Genomic DNA, 17283 nt, shown 5'->3' with positions numbered 1-17283 from the left:
TTCCTCACAAAGTTCGGTTCGGGCCGGGGTTCCGCCGCACCAGCGGCGAGACCTCCTGATAACACCCGTCGCGGTAGACGAGCGGGCGGGACGCCGTCAGGTGCGCGCGATCCGCGAAAACCTGCTCGACGGCGCAGACCACGACGCTGTGGTCACCGATCGGGATCCGGTCCACCAGCCTGACGTGGAAGCGGACCGGGACGTCGTGCAGCACCGGCGCGCGGCCGGACGGCCGGTGCCAGAGCGCCGGGTCGGCGAAGCGCTCGTCCGCGGGACCGGCGAACCGGCGAGCCAGCTCCTCCTGCCCGGTCGAGAGCAGGTGGATCACCGCGGTGTCCGACGCCCGCAGCACCGGCATGCTCGAGGAACGGTGCGCGATGTTGAACGACACCGCCGGCGGCCGCAGCGACAGCGACGCCAGCGAGCTGACCGTGAAACCCGCGGTCCCGCGGTCGGAATCCACCGTGACGATCGCGACGCCTGCCGCGTGGAACCGCATGGCCAGGCGGAAGTCTTCGGCCGCCGACACGGGGTCGACCGCCACCGGATCTGACATCACTTTTCCCCCAAGGCAGTTCAGTTCGCCGTCGCGGGTACCTTCCGCGCCCACGCCCGGCGGAGTTCGCCGAGCCGGTCGAGTCCGTTGAGGACCAGTTCGCTGTCGACGCCGAAGTCGATGAGGCAGGCGAGCTCGTCGACGCCCGCTTCCGCCAGGTCGCCGCAGATCTCCACCCCGTCTTCGACGCTGCCGAAGAGGCCGTTGGTGAGGAAGTACCGGTCGAACGCGGCGTCGATGAGGAACCGCCGATCCGCTTCGGTGAGCGCGGCGATGTCGCTCGCCATCCCCGCCGAGCCCGTGCGCCCGACCGCGCGCGCGATCAGGTCGAACGAGCTCAGCAGGTACTGGCTGAACGGCTCGCGCACGACTTCCTTCACCTCGGCCCGGTCCGCGCCGAGGTAGGTGTGGACCATCAGGCTGACGTGCCCGCGCCCGGCGTGCCCGGCGTCGTGCCAGGCGGCGTGGTACGCCTTGACCTTCTGTTCGATGTCCGCGAGCTCCTGGCCCAGCAGGTGCGTCAGGACGTTCACGCCGAGCCGGCCGGCGGACTCGAACGACTCGATGCTGCCGCTCGTGGTCAGCCAGACCGGCAGTTCCGCCTGCACCGGCCGCGGCAGGGTGCGGATCTCGACCGGGTTGCCGACCCCGTCGGGCACCGTCACGGACTCGCCGCGCCACAACCGGCGCACCTGCCCCAGCGCGGCGACGTTGTCCGTGCGGCGGTCGTGGTAGCGGCCGGGGCTGAACACGAAGTCCCCCGCGTGCCAGCCGGAAGCGAACGCGATCCCGGCGCGCCCGCCGGACAGGTTGTCGACGACCGACCACTCTTCGGCGATCCGGATCGGGTTGTGCAGCGGCGCGACCACGCTGCCGGCCCGGATCGCGACGTGCTCGGTGACCGCGGCGATCGCCGCCCCGGTCACCGCCGGGTTCGGGTAGATGCCCCCGAACTCGTGGAAGTGCCGCTCCGGGGTCCACACCGCGGAAAACCCGTTCCGGTCGGCGAACCGCGCCCCGGCCAGCAGCAATTCGTACCCCTGCCGGTGATCGTCCGCGTTGGCGAAGTAGAACAGTCCGAACTCCATCAGCGCACCCCGCCCTCCATCGCCAGCCGCAGGCTCTCGGGCCGCATGTCCGTCCAGTTCTCTTCCACGTACGCCACGCACTCCGCGTGGCCGTTCTCCCCGAACACGACCTGCCAGCCGCTCGGCACGGGGACGAACGCGGGCCACAACGAGTGCTGCCCCTCGTCGTTGGTCAGGACGTAGAACCGGCCGTTCTCGTCGTCGAACGGATTGCCACTCATGACTATGCAACTCCCGCATTAGAAATCGCTGCGCACACAACGCGCTGAACGAGAAGAACCCCGAAACAATCTCGCGAACGCCAATGGTTCGCCACCCCAGTAGCGCAGTGAAGGAAATTCAATGAACTGCGCTCCCCGATATCTCCGATCCTGTCACGCCCCGCTGCGGGCAGTCAAGGTCGTCCCAATTCGACGGCGGATCGCCGCCCGGAATGCTTCGGCGTTCTGCGGCACCAGAATCGAGGCGACAATGGCGATCACCGGGCCGACCGCCAGCATGGCGAACCCGGCGCGGTAGGACGCGTGGTCGACGACGAAGCCGAACGCGTACGGGGCCACCATTCCCGCCAGCTGGCTGCCGGACATCACCAGGCCCGCCACGAGCCCGAGCCACCGGGTCGGCAAGGCGCGCAAGGGAACCGAGAACGACGACGTGAGGCACAACCCGAGCGTCGAGTACAGCAACGTCAGCACGACCATGAACCAGGTCACCGAGCCCGCCATCGGCAGCAGGAGCTCGAGCACGCCGACGACGGCCATGGCGGGCACGACGACCACCCGTGGCCGGCCACCGAGGCGGTCGGCCAGCCGGCCACCGAGGATGATGGTGCCCGCGCCCAGCACCGTCGGCAGGGTCATCAGCAGGGCCGCGGTTCCGACCGGCACCCCGCGCTCCTCGGTCAGGTAGCTCGGCACCCACGTGGTGACGCCCCAGGCCAGCAGGTTGAACCCGAACGAAAGCGTGGCGCAGCCGATGATCGCGGGCGACCGGACGAACGCCCACCGCGACGGCGTGGGGCCGAGGCCGGCCGTTTCCGGCTCCGGCAACGCGGGCGGCAGCCACCACTTCCACGCCAGCGCCACCAGGACGCCGAGGCCGGAAATGGCGAGGAACATCCCGCGCCAGCCGATGGCGGGCAGCATCGCCGCGGCGAGCAGGCCTGCCCCCAGGATCGCGAACGAGCTCGACGCGTTGACCCAGCCGTTGGCGGTGTTGCGCTGCTCCGGCAGCGTGCGCTCGGAGAGCGCTTTCACCGACGCCGCGGGGAACATGCCCTGCATCACGCCGAACGCCGCCCTGGTCGCGAGCAACGCGGCGAACGACCAGGCCACGGCGGTCAGCCCGGTGCACACCGACCACGCGAGCATCGCGAAGACGCACATCCGGACCGCGCCGAACCGGTCCGCGAGCAGCCCGCCGGGAATCTGGACCAGTGCGTAGGCCACGAAGAACACCGACACCGCCAGCCCGCGCTGCGCGTGGTCGAGGTGGAGGTCGGCGCCGATCTGCGGCAGGGCGTTCCCGATCGCGAGCCGGTCGATCAGGTCGACGGCGTAAGCGGCGAACAACAAGAAGACGGTCTTCCGGACAGTTGGTGGCATCGTTGCATCCTTCGAGACACCGACCCGGCGCCGCTGCGCCTTCACATGGTGTCGTAGTAGACGGTTCCGGCCTTCATGACGAGGTTCAGATGCCGTTCGGGTGCGGTGAGGACGGAGATGCCGGCCAGCGGGTCGCCGTCGACGACGAGGAGGTCGGCGTACGCCCCCGGCGCGACGACGCCGATTTCGCCCGCCATGCCGAGCAGCCGCGCGGGGGTGGTCGTGGCCGAGCGGATGAGGTCGGCCGGGGGCTGGACCTCCGCGCGCAGCGTCAGCTCTTCCAGCTGACGCGTCTGCAGATCGCCCAGGAGATCGGTGCCGTAGACGAGGTTCACCCCGCCGCGGTGCGCGCGCTCCAGGGCCGTCATCCCGGCGTCGAAGACTTCGGCGCTCTTGGCGAGGACCTCGCCGGACAGGCCCATGGCCGGCCCGAGTTCCTGGATGGCGCGCACGATGGTCAGGGTCGGCACGAGGAAGGCGTCGTGCTCGATGAACAGCTCGACCGAGGTGTCGTCGATGAAGTTGCCGTGCTCGACGCACCGGACACCCTGGCGCAGCGCGGAGTTGATGGCGCCGGCCAGGAAGGTGTGGCCGGTGACGTACTTCCCGGCGGCACCCGCCTCGCGCACCGCCACGGCGATCTCCTCGGCGGTGTACTGCACCGACGTGATGCTGTCGGTCGGCGAAAGCACTCCGCCGGACAGCATGAGCTTGATGTGGTGCGCCCCGCCGCGCAGCACGTCCCGCACGACCCGGCGCACCTCGTCCGTGCCGTCGGCGAGCCGGAAGATGGTCGGGCAGCGCAGGCAGCCGTGGGTGCCGAAGTCGCCCCGTGACCGGAAGTCGCCGTGCCCGCCGGTCTGCGACAGCGCCGGGCCGCCGTGGATCAGCCGCGGCCCGGCGACCAGGCCCTCCTCGATCGACTGGGCGAGCGCGAAGTCCGCGCCCCCGACGTCGCGGACGGTGGTGAACCCGCGCCGCAGCATCTCGCCCAATGCCTTGGCCGCCTTCGGCACCAGGTAGGACGGCAGCCACGACTCCACTTGGGACAGGTCCATGCTCTGCACGTAGACGTGCACGTGCGCGTCGACCAGGCCGGGCATCAGCGTGCGCCCGCGCAGGTCGACGACGCGGTCAGGGCTCGGCGGCCGCACTTCGTTCGCCGCGCCGACTTCGGCGATCCGGTCGCCGACCACCAGTACGGACCGGTCGCCGTCCAGTTCGCCGCGCTCGGCGTCCAGCACGGCGGCATTGCGGAACAAAGTCGTCACCGGCATCGTTTTCCCCCAGGTTTTCCGCGCGGCGGCCGGTTCAGGAAACAGCCGGGACTTTTGCCGCGAACTGCGCGAGCATCGTCAGTTCTTCGACCCACATCCGCATCAATTCTTCGACAACGGATTGGTCGACGATGTTTTCGTGGAACGTGAACAGCCCCTTCAGCACCGGCCCGGCACCCGACTGCACGATCAGCGCGTTGACGTCCACGGCGAGCGGCACCGGCATGTCCGGGTCCCGCTGCGCGCCGAGGCTGCCCGGCACCGCCCGCCACGCGCCGCCACTGTCCTTTTCGGACTGGCCACCGGCGGAGAACCGGCCCATGTAGTTGAAGCCGAACTGCGGGCCGTCGTACTTCTTCAGCTCCGCCGCGGTGTCGTCGTTGAAGTACCGCAGCAGGCCGTAGCCGATCCCCCCGCCGGGCACGGCGCGCAACTGGCGCCCGACCGCGCGGACGACCTCGCCCGCCGCGGGCCCGCCGGCCAGTGCCTCGTCGAGGTCGATCCCGGCGATGTCCACGCGCGCCGGGTAGGCCTTGGCGAACCAGCCCACCGTCTGCGAAAGGTCGGCACCGGGCACCAGCTCCTCCTCGCGCCCGTGCCCGGTGAGCTGGACCAGGAGCGAGCCGGGGTGGTCACCGCGGGCGCGGCGGTACCGCGCCACGGCCAGCACCAGTGCCGCCAGCAGGCCGTCGGTGAGCCCGCCGCCCAGCGCCTTCGGCAAGGCCTTGGCCACCGCCTTGGTCACCGGCACGGGGACCTCGACCGTCAGCATGGATTCGCCGCCGCAGAGGTCCTTCTCCGGGTCCGGCCGGTGCGCGCCGAACAGCGGGTCCGGGCCGCTGAGGATCCCGACCCAGTCCGGCAGCTCGGCGGTGCGCGAGGCGCTGTGCGCTTCGGCCTCCAGCGCCGTGGCCCACCGGCGCATCGACGTCCCCGAAGGGACGGCACTCGGCCGCACCCCGCGCGCCACCTGGGCCGACACGGTCCCGAGGTCTTCGGCGAGGATCTGCCAGGAGGCGCCGTCGATCAGCAGGTGGTGGGCGATGACCAGGAGCCGGTCCGGTTCGCCGTCCACCGAGGTGAACCACACGAACTGGACCATGACGCCGGCTTCCGGGTCGAGGCGCCCGAGCGCGGCCGCGAGTTCGGCGTCCCACCGCCCGGAGCCGGTCACGCGGTGGACGAGCCGGGTCAGCGGCAGGTCGTCCGCGCCGACGGGCAGCAGGCCCCACCTCTCCTGGCTGCCCTTGACGACCAGCCGGGAACGAAGCAGCTCGTGCCGGTCGACCAGCGCGGAAACGGTGTCGTGGAAGACCTTCTCGTCGGTCCGGGCGGGCAGTTCGAACGTCATCCACTGCGCGAACCCCGGGTGCGGCCCGGACTCCAGCAGCGACCGGGCCGCGGGCAGCAGCGGGATCGGCTCCCGGGCGTCCGGCTCGTCCGGCGCCGTCCAGTCGCCGCGACCGGCGTCCGCGGGCAGCGCTTCGAACAGGCTCGCGATGCTGCGGTGCTCGAACAGCTGGCGCGGCGTGATCGCCAGCCCGAGCGCCTTCACCCGCGAAACCACCTGCATGGACGCGATGCTGTCGCCGCCGAGCTCGAAGAAGTTGTCGTCGATCCCCACCCGCTCGAGGCCCAGCACCTCGGCGAACACGCCGGCCAGCAGCTCTTCCTGTCCGGTCCGCGGCGGGCGGTAGCGCTCCGGGGCGAAGTCCGGCTCCGGCAGCGCCCGGCGGTCCAGCTTCCCGTTCACCGTCAGCGGCAGCCGGTCCAGCTCGACCACGGCCGACGGCACCATGTACTCGGGCAGCCGCCCGCCGACGAACCGGCGCAGTTCGTCCGGCGCGGCCGGGGAAGTCCCTCCGCCGGGCACGACGTAGGCGACCAGCCGGCGGTCCGGCCCGTCCGGCTCGCCGGCACGGCCCCGCACCACGACCGCCACCTGGGCGACCGCGGGGTGGGCCGCCAGCGCGGCTTCGACCTCGCCCAGCTCGATCCGGAACCCCCGGAGCTTCACCTGGCCGTCCGCCCGGCCCAGGTACACCAGCTCACCGGCGGCGTTCCACCGCACCAGGTCCCCGGTCCGGTACAGCCGCGATCCCGGGACCCCGAACGGGTTCGCCACGAACCGCCCCGCCGTCAGCGCCGGGCGGCGCAGGTAGCCGCGCGCGACCCCGGCGCCGGACAGGTACAGCTCACCGGTCACCCCCTGCGGCACCGGCCGCAGGCCCTCGTCGAGGACCACGGCCGACATCCCGGCCAGCGGAACGCCGATGGGCACCGGACCGGGCGCCACCGCCGAACCGGGCGCGAACGGTCGCGTCACCGCGAACGTCGTCGTCTCGGTCGGGCCGTAGCCGTTGGCGACCGTGGCCGCGACCGTGCTCAGCGCCCGGGACAGCGTCTCGCCGGGGATCTCCTCGCCACCGGCCCAGACCTCGTCGACCCCGTCGAAGACTTCGGGACGCTCCCGGACCAGCAGCTCGAACAGGCGAGTGGTCATGAACAGCGCCGAAACCCGTTGCGAAACCAGGACTTCCCCGATCACGGCCGGGTCCAGCTGCCCGGGCGGGGCCAGCACCGCCGTCCCCCCGCCCAGCAGCGGCACCCACAGCTCGTACGTCGAGGCGTCGAACACCAGCGGCGAATGCACCAGCACCCGGCGGTGCCGCCCGCTCGCGTACACCGGCTCGGCGGCCAGGTCCGCGATCGCGGCCTGCGGCACCGCGACCCCCTTCGGCGTCCCCGTCGACCCGGACGTGTAGATCACGTACGCCACGTTCCCCGGCTCGGGACGGCCCAGCCGCCGGTCGGCGGCGGTGAGCGCGTCGTCCGCGCACGCCGCCAGCTCGGCGCCGGTGACGGGGTCGTCGACCGACACCACCGGCACGTCGAAGCCCGCCAGCGCCGGGGCGGACTCGTCGGTGGCCACCGCCAGCCGCGCGCCGGCGTCCCGCAGCATGAAGCCGATCCGCTCGGCCGGGTACCCGGTGTCGATCGGCAGGTAGGCAGCGCCCGCCTTCAGCACGCCCAGCAGCAGCGCGACCAGTTCGGGCGAACGCGGAACCGCCACGCCCACCACCGATTCCGGCCCGATCCCGCACCCGGCCAGGAACCGCGCCCACCGGTTGGACGCCGCGTCCAGCTCCGCGTACGTCACGTTCACCGCGCCGGCGGCGATCGCGACCGCGCCGGGTGCCGCCGCCACCCGCTCGGCGAACAGCCGGTCCACCGTCACCGGCTCGGCCACCGGCGTCCCGCTCACGCGGCCCCACCCGGCCAGCCGGTCCTGCTCACCCGGCAGCAGCACGCCGACCCGGCGCACGGCGGCACCGGGGTCGGCGACGATCGCCCGCAGCACGCCGGTGAACCGGGCGCCGATCGCCTCGACCGTGCCGCGGTCGAACAGGGCGGTCGCGTATTCGATCTTGGCCTGCACCCCCCGCTGCCCCGTTCCCGGCAGCTGCGCGACCTCGCTCAGACTGAAGTCGAGGTCGAACTTCGCGGTGCCGGTCTGGGCCATCTCGATGCGGCCCCGCACGCCGGGGAAGTCCAGCACCGGCAGCTCGATGTCGTGCCAGGCGAACATCACCTGGAACAGCGGGTGGTAGGCGGTCGAGCGCTCCGGGTCGAGCAGCTCCACCAGCAGTTCGAAGGGGGCGTCCTGGTCGGCGTACGCGGCCAGCGCCCGGCGGCGGACCTGCTGGAGCAGGTCGCCGAAGGTGTCCTGCTCGCCCACCCGCACGCGCAGCACCCAGCTGTTGACGAAGAACCCGACCAGCTCCGAAAGCGCCTCGTCGATCCGGCCGGCGGTCGGCGCCCCGACGGCGATGTCGTCGCCGGCGCCGAGCCGGTGCAGCAGCACCACCAGTGCCGTCTGCATGACCATCGACCGGGTCACGCCCTCCTTGCGCGCCAGCTCTTCGACGGCTTCGAGCAGGTCCCCGTCGATCGAGAACCACACCGTGTCGCCGTCGCCGCCCGCCGACGCCGGGCGCGGCCGGTCCGTCGGCAGCGTGATCGGCTGCGGCAGGCCGGCCAGCTCGGCCCGCCAGCGCTCGAGCTGCCTGGCCGTCACGCTCTCCGGGTCGTTCTCGTCGCCCAGCAGTTCCCGTTGCCACAGGGTGTAATCCGTGTACTGCACGGGAAGCGGCTCCCACCGCGGTGGCTGCCCGGCGCACCGCGCGGTGTACGCCTCGGAGAGGTCGCGGATCAGCGGCCGCGTCGACCACCCGTCGCCCGCGATGTGGTGCAGCACGAGGGCGAGCACGTGCTCGGTCGCCGACGACCGCAGCAGCGTCACGCGCAACGGTGTCTCCGCGGCCAGGTCGAATTCGTACCGGGCCAGCTCGCCGACGACGGCGTCCACCCGGTCCGCCGCCACGTCGGTCACCGGGAGTTCGTGCGGCAGCTCGGAAAGCGGCTTCACCCGCTGGAAGGACTCACCGCGCTCGTCCGGCACGACGACGGTCCGCAGGCTCTCGTGGCGCTCGAGGACGTCCCCCACCGCGCTCCGCAGCGCCGGCACGTCCAGCGCACCCGAAAGCCGGATGATCAACGGGATGTTGTACGCCGCCGAGGCGCCTTCGAACTGGTGCAGGAACCACAGCCTGCGCTGCGCGTACGACAACGGGATCATCGGATTCCCCCAGGAATTCTCGGACTCCACCAGCGCGGTGGAAGGGTTCGGGCACCCGCTCCCCGGCACGCGCTGCGGCAGTGCCCGGGAGCGGGTCGACCTCGGTCAGGCCTCGGCGTCGGACGGCTCCGCCGCCGGTTCCGCGGCCGCCGGCTGCTCGGGTTTCTCGGCGGGCAGCCAGAACCACGCGACGACGACCATGGCCGCGGCCAGGCCGGCGAGGGTCCAGGCCGCGGTGTGGAAGCCGTCGTAGAAGCTCGACTGCGCGGCACCGATCAGCCGGTCCGCCAGCGCCGGCTGCCCGTCGGCGGTGTACCGCGCGGCTTCGGTGATCGCGTTGCCGATCGAGTCCTGGGCCTTGGTGAGCGACTCCGGCGGCAGCCCCGGCACCGCTTCGCCGATCAGGTGGTGGGTGTAGAGCGACTGGAAGAGGCTGCCGACGATCGCGATGCCGAGCGTGCCGCCGAGCAGGCGGGTGGCGTCGTTCATCGCCGAGCCGACGCTCGCCTTCGCCGCCGGGACCACCCGCATGATCGCGTCGGTCGCGGGCACGCCGACCGTGCCGAGGCCGACCCCGATGAGCGTCATCTGGAGGGCAAGGACCGCGGAGCTCGTGTCGTTGGATTCGCCGGTGAACCACACGAACAGCAGGGTCAGCACGCCGAGCCCGGCGGTGATGACGATCCGGGAACCCCACTGCACGGCCAGCTTCCCGCCGAGGATCGACCCGATCACCATGCCGACCGCGACCGGGATGAACCGCAAGCCGGTCTCCAGCGGGGAGTACAGCTTCAGGAACTGCAGGTACAGCGTGAGGAGGAAGGTCAGGCCCATCAACGTGAACGTCGCGATCGTCATCGCCCCGCAGGCCGCCGAGAAGCGCGCGTCGCGGAACAGCCGGACGTCGAGCATCGGGGTGCGTGCCTTGATCTCACGCACGTACAGCGAACCGAAGAGCACGACGGCCGCGACGAAGCCGGCGATCACGCGCGCGCTGCCCCAGCCCGAAGCGGGCGCCTCGATGATGGTGTAGACGAGGATGCCGAACGCCAGACACGACAGGACGAGACCGCTCTTGTCGAGCGCGGGCGTTTCCGGATCGCGCGACGTCGGCACGAACGCCGCGGTGAGCCCCAGCGCGACCAGGCCGATCGGCGCCATCACGAGGAAGATGCTGCCCCACCAGAACGACTGCAGCAGTGCACCGCCGGCGAGCGGGCCGAGGACCATGCCGATCCCCGAGCACGCGCCCCAGATCCCGATCGCGGCCGCCCGCGCCTTCCGCTCGACGAAGACCGTCGTGAGGATGGACAGGGTCGTCGGGTAGATGAAGGCCGCGCCGAGACCCATCACGGCCCGCGCCGCGATCAGCTCGCCCGCCGTGCTCGCGTAGGCACCCAGGCCGGAGGCCACGGTGAACACGGCCAGGCCGAAGATCAGCGCGCCCCGGCGGCCGAACCGGTCGCTGAGGCTCCCGGCGGCGATCACCAGCGCCGCGAAGACGAGGTTGAAGGCGTCGGAAACCCATTGCAGGTCGACGGTACTGGCGTGCAGCTGGTCGACCAGCTCGGGCAGCGCCACGGTGACGATCATGGTGTCCATGTTGATCACGACGACACAGACACACAGGACGGCGAGGATCATCGCCGGCGATCGAACGGATTTCGTTGCTGTACTCATGCCATCTTTCTTCTTCGATTTCCGGGGGCCGATCCGGCGTTGCCGCTTTCTCAACCCGCTTCCTGACTCCTGCGGCGGAGCTGAGGCCGGTTGGACGCCCGCAGGTCGTTCCAGCGCTGGGCCAACCGGGCGACGGTGGGTGCTTCGAAGATCAGCTGGATCGGCACCTCGACGCCCATCATCGAGCGGATCCGGGCGATCAGGCGGGCCGCCAGCAGCGACTGGCCACCTCGCTCGAAGAAGTTGTCGTCGATCCCGATCTGGTCGAGGCCCAGCACTTCGGCGAACGCTTCGGCCAGCTTCCGCTCCTCGGGGGTGCGGGCGGCGCGGTAGCGCGCCTGGCTGAACTCGGGTTCGGGCAGCGCCCGCCGGTCCAGCTTCCCGTTCGCCGTCAGCGGCAGCTGCGCCAGCACCACCACGGCCGACGGCACCATGTACTCCGGCAGCCGGGCGCCGACGTGGCTGCGCAGCTCGGCGACGTCGTGGACGGCCGCGCCTTCCCCGGCCACCACGCGGCTGAGCTCCGCGACCTCGCCGATCGACGCGCCGTCGGCGGGGACGACGTAGGCCACGAGCAGGCCGGTGCCTTCGCCGGCACCGCGCGCCACCACGACCGCCTGGGCGACCGCGGGGTGCTCCAGGAGGACCGCTTCGATCTCGCCCGGTTCAATCCGGAAGCCGCGGACCTTGACCTGGTGGTCGACCCGCCCCAGGTACCGCAGCAGCCCGTCGTCGCCCCACTTGACGAGGTCGCCCGTCCGGTACATCCGGCCGCCCGCCGGGTCGAGCGGGTCCGCGACGAACCGCGAAGCCGTCAAGCCGGCCCGCCCGCGGTAGCCGCGGGCCACCCCGGCTCCGGCGATGTACAGCTCGCCGACGACCCCCACCGGCACCGGCCGCAACCCCGGCCCGAGCACGTGGACGCGCTCGTTGTCCAGTGCGGTGCCGATCGGCATCGAGGCGTCCGCCGCGGTCCACGGCCGGGATTCCCACGGCTCGGCGAGGGCGTGCTCGGTCGAGGCGACCGCCGTTTCGGTCGGGCCGTAGCCGTTGATGATCGTGGTGCCGGGTAGCGCTTTCTGCACCCGCTTCACCAGCGACGTCGGAAGTGCTTCGCCGATGAAGACGATCGTGTCGGCGGTGACCGAGCCTTCGAGGCTGTCGACCATCTCGGCGAAGACCGACGGCACCGTGCTGATCACCCCGCCCGACCAGCGGCCGCGCTCGGCGAGCACCAGCGCGTCCCGGACGACCTCGAGGGTGCCGCCGGTGCACAGCGCCCCGAACAGCTCCAGGACCGAGACGTCGAAGCTGACCGACGTGCTGGCCAGCATCCGCGTGCCGGGTGCCACGCCCATCCGCTCGGTCACCTGGGCGACGAACGCGACGACGTTGGCGTGCGCGAGGGCGACGCCCTTGGGCTTGCCCGTCGACCCCGACGTGTAGATCACGTAGGCGAGGTTCCGCGGCCCGGCACCGCCGTCGAGCGCACCGGCTTCGGGCTGCTCGGCGACGTCGTCCACGAGGAGTGTGGGCGGCAGGGTCCTCGGCAGCTTCTCGCGCGTCGCGGTGTCGGTGATCAGCAGGACCGGCCGGGCGTCGCCGAGCACGAACTCCAGGCGCTGCCCCGGATAACCCGGGTCCAGCGGCAGGTACGCACCACCGGCCCGGAGAACGGCCAGCAGCGCCACCACCAGCTCCGCCGTCCGCGGCAGCGAAACCGCGACGACCGATTCCACGCCGACACCCCGGCCGCGCAGCACGCGCGCCAGCCCGTCGACCCGGTCCGCCAGCTCGCGGTAGGTCAGCTCCACGCCGTCGCACACCACCGCGAGGGCGTCCGGCGTCCGTTCCACCTGCGCGGCGAACAGGTCCGGCAACGTGGCGGCCGGCAGCTCGACCGGCGCGGCGGCCCGTGCCGCGGTCAGCGCGCGTTCCGCGGGCACCAGCACGTCGACCTGGCTGACCACGACCGCCGGGTCGGCCGTCACCTGGCGGACGACCGCGCGGAAGCGCTCGGCCAGCCGTTCGACGGTCTCGCGGTCGAACAAGGCGGTGGCGAACTCGATGCGGCCTTCGACCACGCGGTCGCCGGCGGCGTCGAGCGCCTCGATGAGATCGATCGTCAGGTCGAACTTCGACGACCCGTTCCCGATCCACCGGACCGTGCCCTTCAGCCCGGGCAGCTCGAGTTCCGCGGCCGCGGTGTTGTGCCACGACAGCATCACCTGGAACAGCGGCGCGTAAGCGGTCGAGCGCTCCGGGTTGAGCAGTTCCACCAGCAGCTCGAACGGGGTGTCCTGGTATTCGTAGGCCGCCAGCGCCTTTTCCCGCACCTGGTCCAGCACGGCGGCGAAGGTCGGGTGCGCGGACAGGTCGGCCCGCAGCACGACGTTGTTGATGAACATGCCGACGAGGTCGTCGAGCGCGTCGTCGGTGCGCCCGGCGATGGGTGAGCCGATGGTGATGTCGTCGCCGGCGCCGAGCTGGTGCAGCACCACGGCCAGCACCGCCTGCCACACCATCGCCACCGTGGCGTCGTGCTTGCGCGCCAGCTCCTCGACGAGCCGGAACTCGGCGGTGCCGACCACGAACCGCACGAAGTCGCCGTCGTAGGAGATGTTCTGCGGGCGCGGGCGGTCGAGGGGCAGCTGCAGCGGCTGCGGCACCCCCGCCAGCTCGGTGCGCCAGTACTCGAACTGCCGGGCCAGCACGCTTTCCGGGTCCGCCTGCGAACCCAGCAGTTCCCGCTGCCACAAGGCGTAGTCGGCGTACTGCACCGGCAGCGGCGCCCACTCCGGCGCGTGCCCGGCCAGCCGGGCCGTGTACGCCTCGGACAGGTCGCGCACCAGCGGCGCGGTCGACCAGCCGTCGGCGGCGATGTGGTGCAGCAGCGCGAGGAGGACGTGCTCGTCGCCGTCGTGCCGGATCAGCGCCACCCGCAGCGGGATCTCGGCCGTCAAGTCGAACTTGTGCCGCACCTGCGCGTCGATCGCCGCGTCGAGCTCGCCGTCGGACACGGTGAGCTCGGCGAACGGCACGTCGGCCTCGTGCGCCGGCAGGATGCGCTGGAACGCCTCGCCCCGGTCGTCCTCGGCGATCAGCGTGCGCAGGCTCTCGTGCCGCGCGACGACGTCCGCCCACGCGGCCCGCAGCGCGGGCACGTCCGGCTGGCCCGAGAGACGCACGAGCAAGGGCGCGTTGTAGGTCGAAGACGGTCCTTGGAAGCGCGACAGGAACCACAGGCGGCGCTGCGCGAACGACAGCGGCAGCTGCTCGGGGCGGCGCCCGGCGAGCAGCGCGGGCCGGACCTCCGTCCGGTAGTCCAGGCTCTCGAAGATGCCGGCCACGGTCGGGGTTTCGAAGACCACCTGGATCGGCACCTCGACGGCCAGCAGCCCGCGAATCCGGGTGATCAGCTTGACCGCGAGCAGCGACTGCCCGCCGAGGGCGAAGAAGTTGTCGTCGATGCCGACCTGGTCGAGCCCCAGCACCTCGGCGAACACGTCGGCCAGGAGCTTCTCCCGCTCGGTCCGCGGCGCGCGGTAGCGGTCCCGGGCGAACTCCGGCTCGGGCAGCGCCCGCCGGTCGAGCTTCCCGTTGGCGGTCAAGGGGAAGCTGTCCAGCACGACCACGGCGGCGGGCACCATGTACTCCGGCAGCCGCGCACCGGCGAACCGGCGCAGCTCCGCCGGGTCGGCGTCGCCCACCACGTACGCCACGAGCTGCCGGTCCGCCCGGTCCTGCTCGCCCGCGCGGCCGTGCACCACGACCGCCACCTGGGTGACCGACGGGTGGGCCGCCAGTACCGTTTCGACTTCCCCGGGTTCGATCCGGAACCCGCGGATCTTCACCTGGTCGTCCACCCGGCCGAGGTACACCAGCTCGCCGTCGGCGGTCCACCGCACGAGGTCCCCGGTCCGGTACAGGCGGGACCCGGTGGGGTCGAACGGGTTCGCCACGAACCGCGCCGCCGTCAAGCCCGGGCGGCGCAGGTAGCCGCGCGCGACCCCGGCACCCGAGACGTACAGCTCGCCGGTCACCCCCGGCGGTACCGGGCTCAGCCCGGGGTCCAGCACCACCGCGGACATCCCCGGCAGAGGCTTGCCGATCGGCACCGGGCCGTCCGGCACGTCCGCCCGGTCCGCGAACGGCCGCGTCACCGCGAACGTCGTCGCTTCGGTCGGGCCGTAGCCGTTGGTGATCGTCGCCGCGACGGATTCCATGGCCCGGGAGAGGGTTTCGGCGGGAATCTCCTCGCCGCCGACCCAGACCTCGTCGACGCCGTCGAAGACGCCGGGGCTCTCGCGGACCAGCAGCTCGAACAGGCGGGTCGTCATGAACAAGGCCGAAACCCCTTGGGAAACCAGGACTTCCCCGATGACCGCGGGGTCCAGCCTCCCGGGCGGGGCCAGCACCGCCGTCCCGCCACCCAGCAGCGGCACCCACAGCTCATAGGTCGAGGCGTCGAACACCAGCGGCGAGTGCACCAGCACCCGGCGGTGCCGTCCGGACGCGTACACCGGCGCCGCGGCCAGGTCGGCGACCGCCGCCTGGGAAACCGTGACGCCCTTGGGCGTTCCCGTCGAGCCGGACGTGTAGATCACGTACGCCGCGTTCGACGGCTCCAGCCGGTCGGCGACCGCGTCGCCCCGGCACGCCGCCACCTCGGCGCGCACGGCCTCGGCGTCGATCGCGACCAGGGGTACGTCGAAGCCCGAAGCCGCACCGGCGAGCTCTTCGGTGGTCAGCACCAGCCGCGCGCCCGCGTCGCCGAGCATGAAGCCGATCCGCTCCGCCGGGTACCCGGCGTCGATCGGCAGGTAGGCCCCGCCGGCCTTCCAGATCCCCAGCAGCACCGCGACCAGTTCGAGCGAGCGCGGCAGCACCACCGCGACGATCGACTCCGGCCCGATCCCGCGCCCGGCCAGGAAGCGCGCCCACCGGTTCGCCCGCTCGTCCAGCTCCGCGTACGAAAGCGCTTCCCCGCCGAGCACCACGGCCGTCTCGTCCGGGCCCGACACCGCCCGCTCGGCGAACAACCGCCCGGCCGTCGCGGGGTTCGCCTGGGGCGCGGCCGTGCGGCCCCACTCGGCCAGCCGGTCCCACTCGCCCGGCAGCAGCGCGGTCAGCCGGCCCACGGCGGTCCGCGGGTCGGCGGCGATCTGCGTCATCACCGCCTGGAACCGCCCGGCCAGCGCGGCCAGGTCGGCGGCGGCGTACCGGGCCGCGTTCGCGTCGAACCGCACGACGAGCCCGCCGGTCCGCTTGTCCTCGTACGCGGTGACCGCCAGGTCGTCGACCACGCCCGCCGACTCGATGGCGAACGCGCCCGGCGCGCCGCCGAAGTCCAGCGCGTCGGAGAACGGCAGGATCCCCAGCACCGGCCCGAGGTGCTCGCTCACCGACCAGCCGGCGGCCGCGATCACGTCGGACGTCGAGCACCCGGAGTGCCGCACCGATTCGCGCACCTCGGCGGCGATCCGCCCGGCGACCTCGGCGAACGGGGCCGCCTGCGGGATCGAGACCCGGAGCGGGACGAACCCCGCGCGCAGCCCGGGCTGCGTCTTCGTCGCACCGGTCCGGTTGGCCATCGTCAGCCGGACGGCGAAGTCGTCCGCACCGGAAAGCCGCTGGAGCAACACCGAGAGGCTCGCGATGAAGTAGCTGGAGAACCGGAGCCCGAGCGCGTCGGCGCCGGCCCGCCAGCGCCCGAGTTCGGCGGCTTCGACGTGCAGCACGTGGTGTTCGAGGCCGACGCGCCCCGGCGTGCGCCGGCCCGCCGGCGAAACCGGGGCCGCGACGGCGGCCAGCCGCTCCTGCCAGAACGCCCGGTCGGCGTCCGCGGCCGCCGACCCCTGGTAGTCGTGATCGGCCTCGACGAGCGTTTCGGGGCCGGTGAACTCGGTCGGTCCGGCCGGGGTGCCGGCCAGCTTCGCGGAGTAGACCGCCGCCACCCGGCGCATGAAAACGGTGTAGCCGAACACGTCGCTCAGCAGGTGGTGCATGGCGACGAACACGAAGAACCGGGACGGCCCGAGCTTCACCGCGCCGACCCGGCACAGGGTGTCGGTCGCGAGGTCGAGTGGGGCCCGCCGGTGCCAGGCGATGGCCGCCAGCGCCGCCGCGACCGGGTCCGGTTCCGCGCTGACGTCGGTGAGGACGGCGTCGGCGGGCACGTCGTCGCGGACGAACTGGTACGGCCCCTGCTCGTCCTCGTCGAAGTTCGTCAGGAACGGCCGCGCTTCGGCCAGCACGTCGCGGAACGCCGCGCGCAGCACCGGCAGGTCCACCTCGCCGTCGACGTCCCAGTACACCGCGGTCAGATTGGGGAGCTCCGGCCGCAGTTTCTGCGCGAACCAGATGGACTGCTGGGCAGCGGACAATCGGAGCGATTCAGTGGCGGGCACAGCATCCCCCAGATGCGGAATTTGTTTGA

Annotated in this window: 8 protein-coding genes; all 8 read right to left on the bottom strand. The window is 72.2% G+C overall.

Features of this window, described 5'->3' with window-relative positions; genetic code table 11:
* Positions 1–4: 4 nt before the first annotated feature.
* The 8 genes from SD460_RS11895 to SD460_RS11860 all read right to left on the bottom strand — a co-directional run bounded on the left by SD460_RS11895 (position 5) and on the right by SD460_RS11860 (position 17230).
* A complete protein-coding gene (locus tag SD460_RS11895; protein ID WP_290049805.1) occupies positions 5–556 on the bottom strand; it encodes a flavin reductase family protein in 552 nt (183 codons plus the stop codon).
* A gap of 20 nt (positions 557–576) precedes the next feature.
* Complete coding sequence (locus SD460_RS11890; protein WP_290049804.1) at positions 577–1644, bottom strand: MupA/Atu3671 family FMN-dependent luciferase-like monooxygenase; 1068 nt, start codon at positions 1642–1644, stop codon at positions 577–579.
* Positions 1644–1865 carry an MbtH family protein gene (locus SD460_RS11885; RefSeq protein WP_290049802.1) on the bottom strand — a complete coding sequence of 74 codons (222 nt, stop codon included), beginning with the start codon at positions 1863–1865 and terminating at the stop codon, positions 1644–1646. The genes SD460_RS11890 and SD460_RS11885 overlap by 1 nt, the downstream gene beginning before the upstream one ends.
* Positions 1866–2018: 153 nt before the next feature.
* Positions 2019–3248, bottom strand: a complete 1230-nt coding sequence (locus tag SD460_RS11880) for an MFS transporter (protein WP_318306152.1) — start codon at positions 3246–3248, stop codon at positions 2019–2021.
* 41 nt (positions 3249–3289) lie between these two features.
* Positions 3290–4525, bottom strand: coding sequence for a metal-dependent hydrolase family protein (locus SD460_RS11875; RefSeq protein WP_318306151.1), 1236 nt, complete (start codon positions 4523–4525; stop codon positions 3290–3292).
* A 34-nt stretch (positions 4526–4559) separates the two neighbouring features.
* Positions 4560–9164 (bottom strand): non-ribosomal peptide synthetase, encoded by a 4605-nt coding sequence (locus SD460_RS11870; RefSeq protein ID WP_290049798.1) that lies wholly within the window; start codon positions 9162–9164, stop codon positions 4560–4562.
* A gap of 105 nt (positions 9165–9269) precedes the next feature.
* Positions 9270–10808, bottom strand: coding sequence for an MFS transporter (locus SD460_RS11865; protein WP_290049848.1), 1539 nt, complete (start codon positions 10806–10808; stop codon positions 9270–9272).
* A gap of 86 nt (positions 10809–10894) precedes the next feature.
* The gene (locus SD460_RS11860; RefSeq protein ID WP_290049796.1) at positions 10895–17230 is read right to left on the bottom strand and encodes a non-ribosomal peptide synthetase; all 6336 of its coding nucleotides are present in this window, start codon (positions 17228–17230) and stop codon (positions 10895–10897) included.
* Between the last annotated feature and the right edge of the window lie 53 nt (positions 17231–17283).

The sequence above is a fragment of the Amycolatopsis solani genome, assembly GCF_033441515.1.
GTDB classification, from domain to species: Bacteria; Actinomycetota; Actinomycetes; order Mycobacteriales; family Pseudonocardiaceae; genus Amycolatopsis; species Amycolatopsis solani.
This window is presented reverse-complemented; position numbering and strand designations above follow the sequence as displayed.

What these genes read in the sequence shown, in the direction of transcription:
- SD460_RS11895 (WP_290049805.1), bottom strand. Translation starts at nt 556, where the DNA reads ATGTCAGATCCGGTGGCGGTCGACCCCGTGTCGGCGGCCGAAGACTTC.
- SD460_RS11870 (WP_290049798.1), bottom strand. Translation starts at nt 9,164, where the DNA reads ATGATCCCGTTGTCGTACGCGCAGCGCAGGCTGTGGTTCCTGCACCAG.
- SD460_RS11880 (WP_318306152.1), bottom strand. Translation starts at nt 3,248, where the DNA reads ATGCCACCAACTGTCCGGAAGACCGTCTTCTTGTTGTTCGCCGCTTAC.
- SD460_RS11865 (WP_290049848.1), bottom strand. Translation starts at nt 10,808, where the DNA reads ATGATCCTCGCCGTCCTGTGTGTCTGTGTCGTCGTGATCAACATGGAC.
- SD460_RS11875 (WP_318306151.1), bottom strand. Translation starts at nt 4,525, where the DNA reads ATGCCGGTGACGACTTTGTTCCGCAATGCCGCCGTGCTGGACGCCGAG.
- SD460_RS11890 (WP_290049804.1), bottom strand. Translation starts at nt 1,644, where the DNA reads ATGGAGTTCGGACTGTTCTACTTCGCCAACGCGGACGATCACCGGCAG.
- SD460_RS11885 (WP_290049802.1), bottom strand. Translation starts at nt 1,865, where the DNA reads ATGAGTGGCAATCCGTTCGACGACGAGAACGGCCGGTTCTACGTCCTG.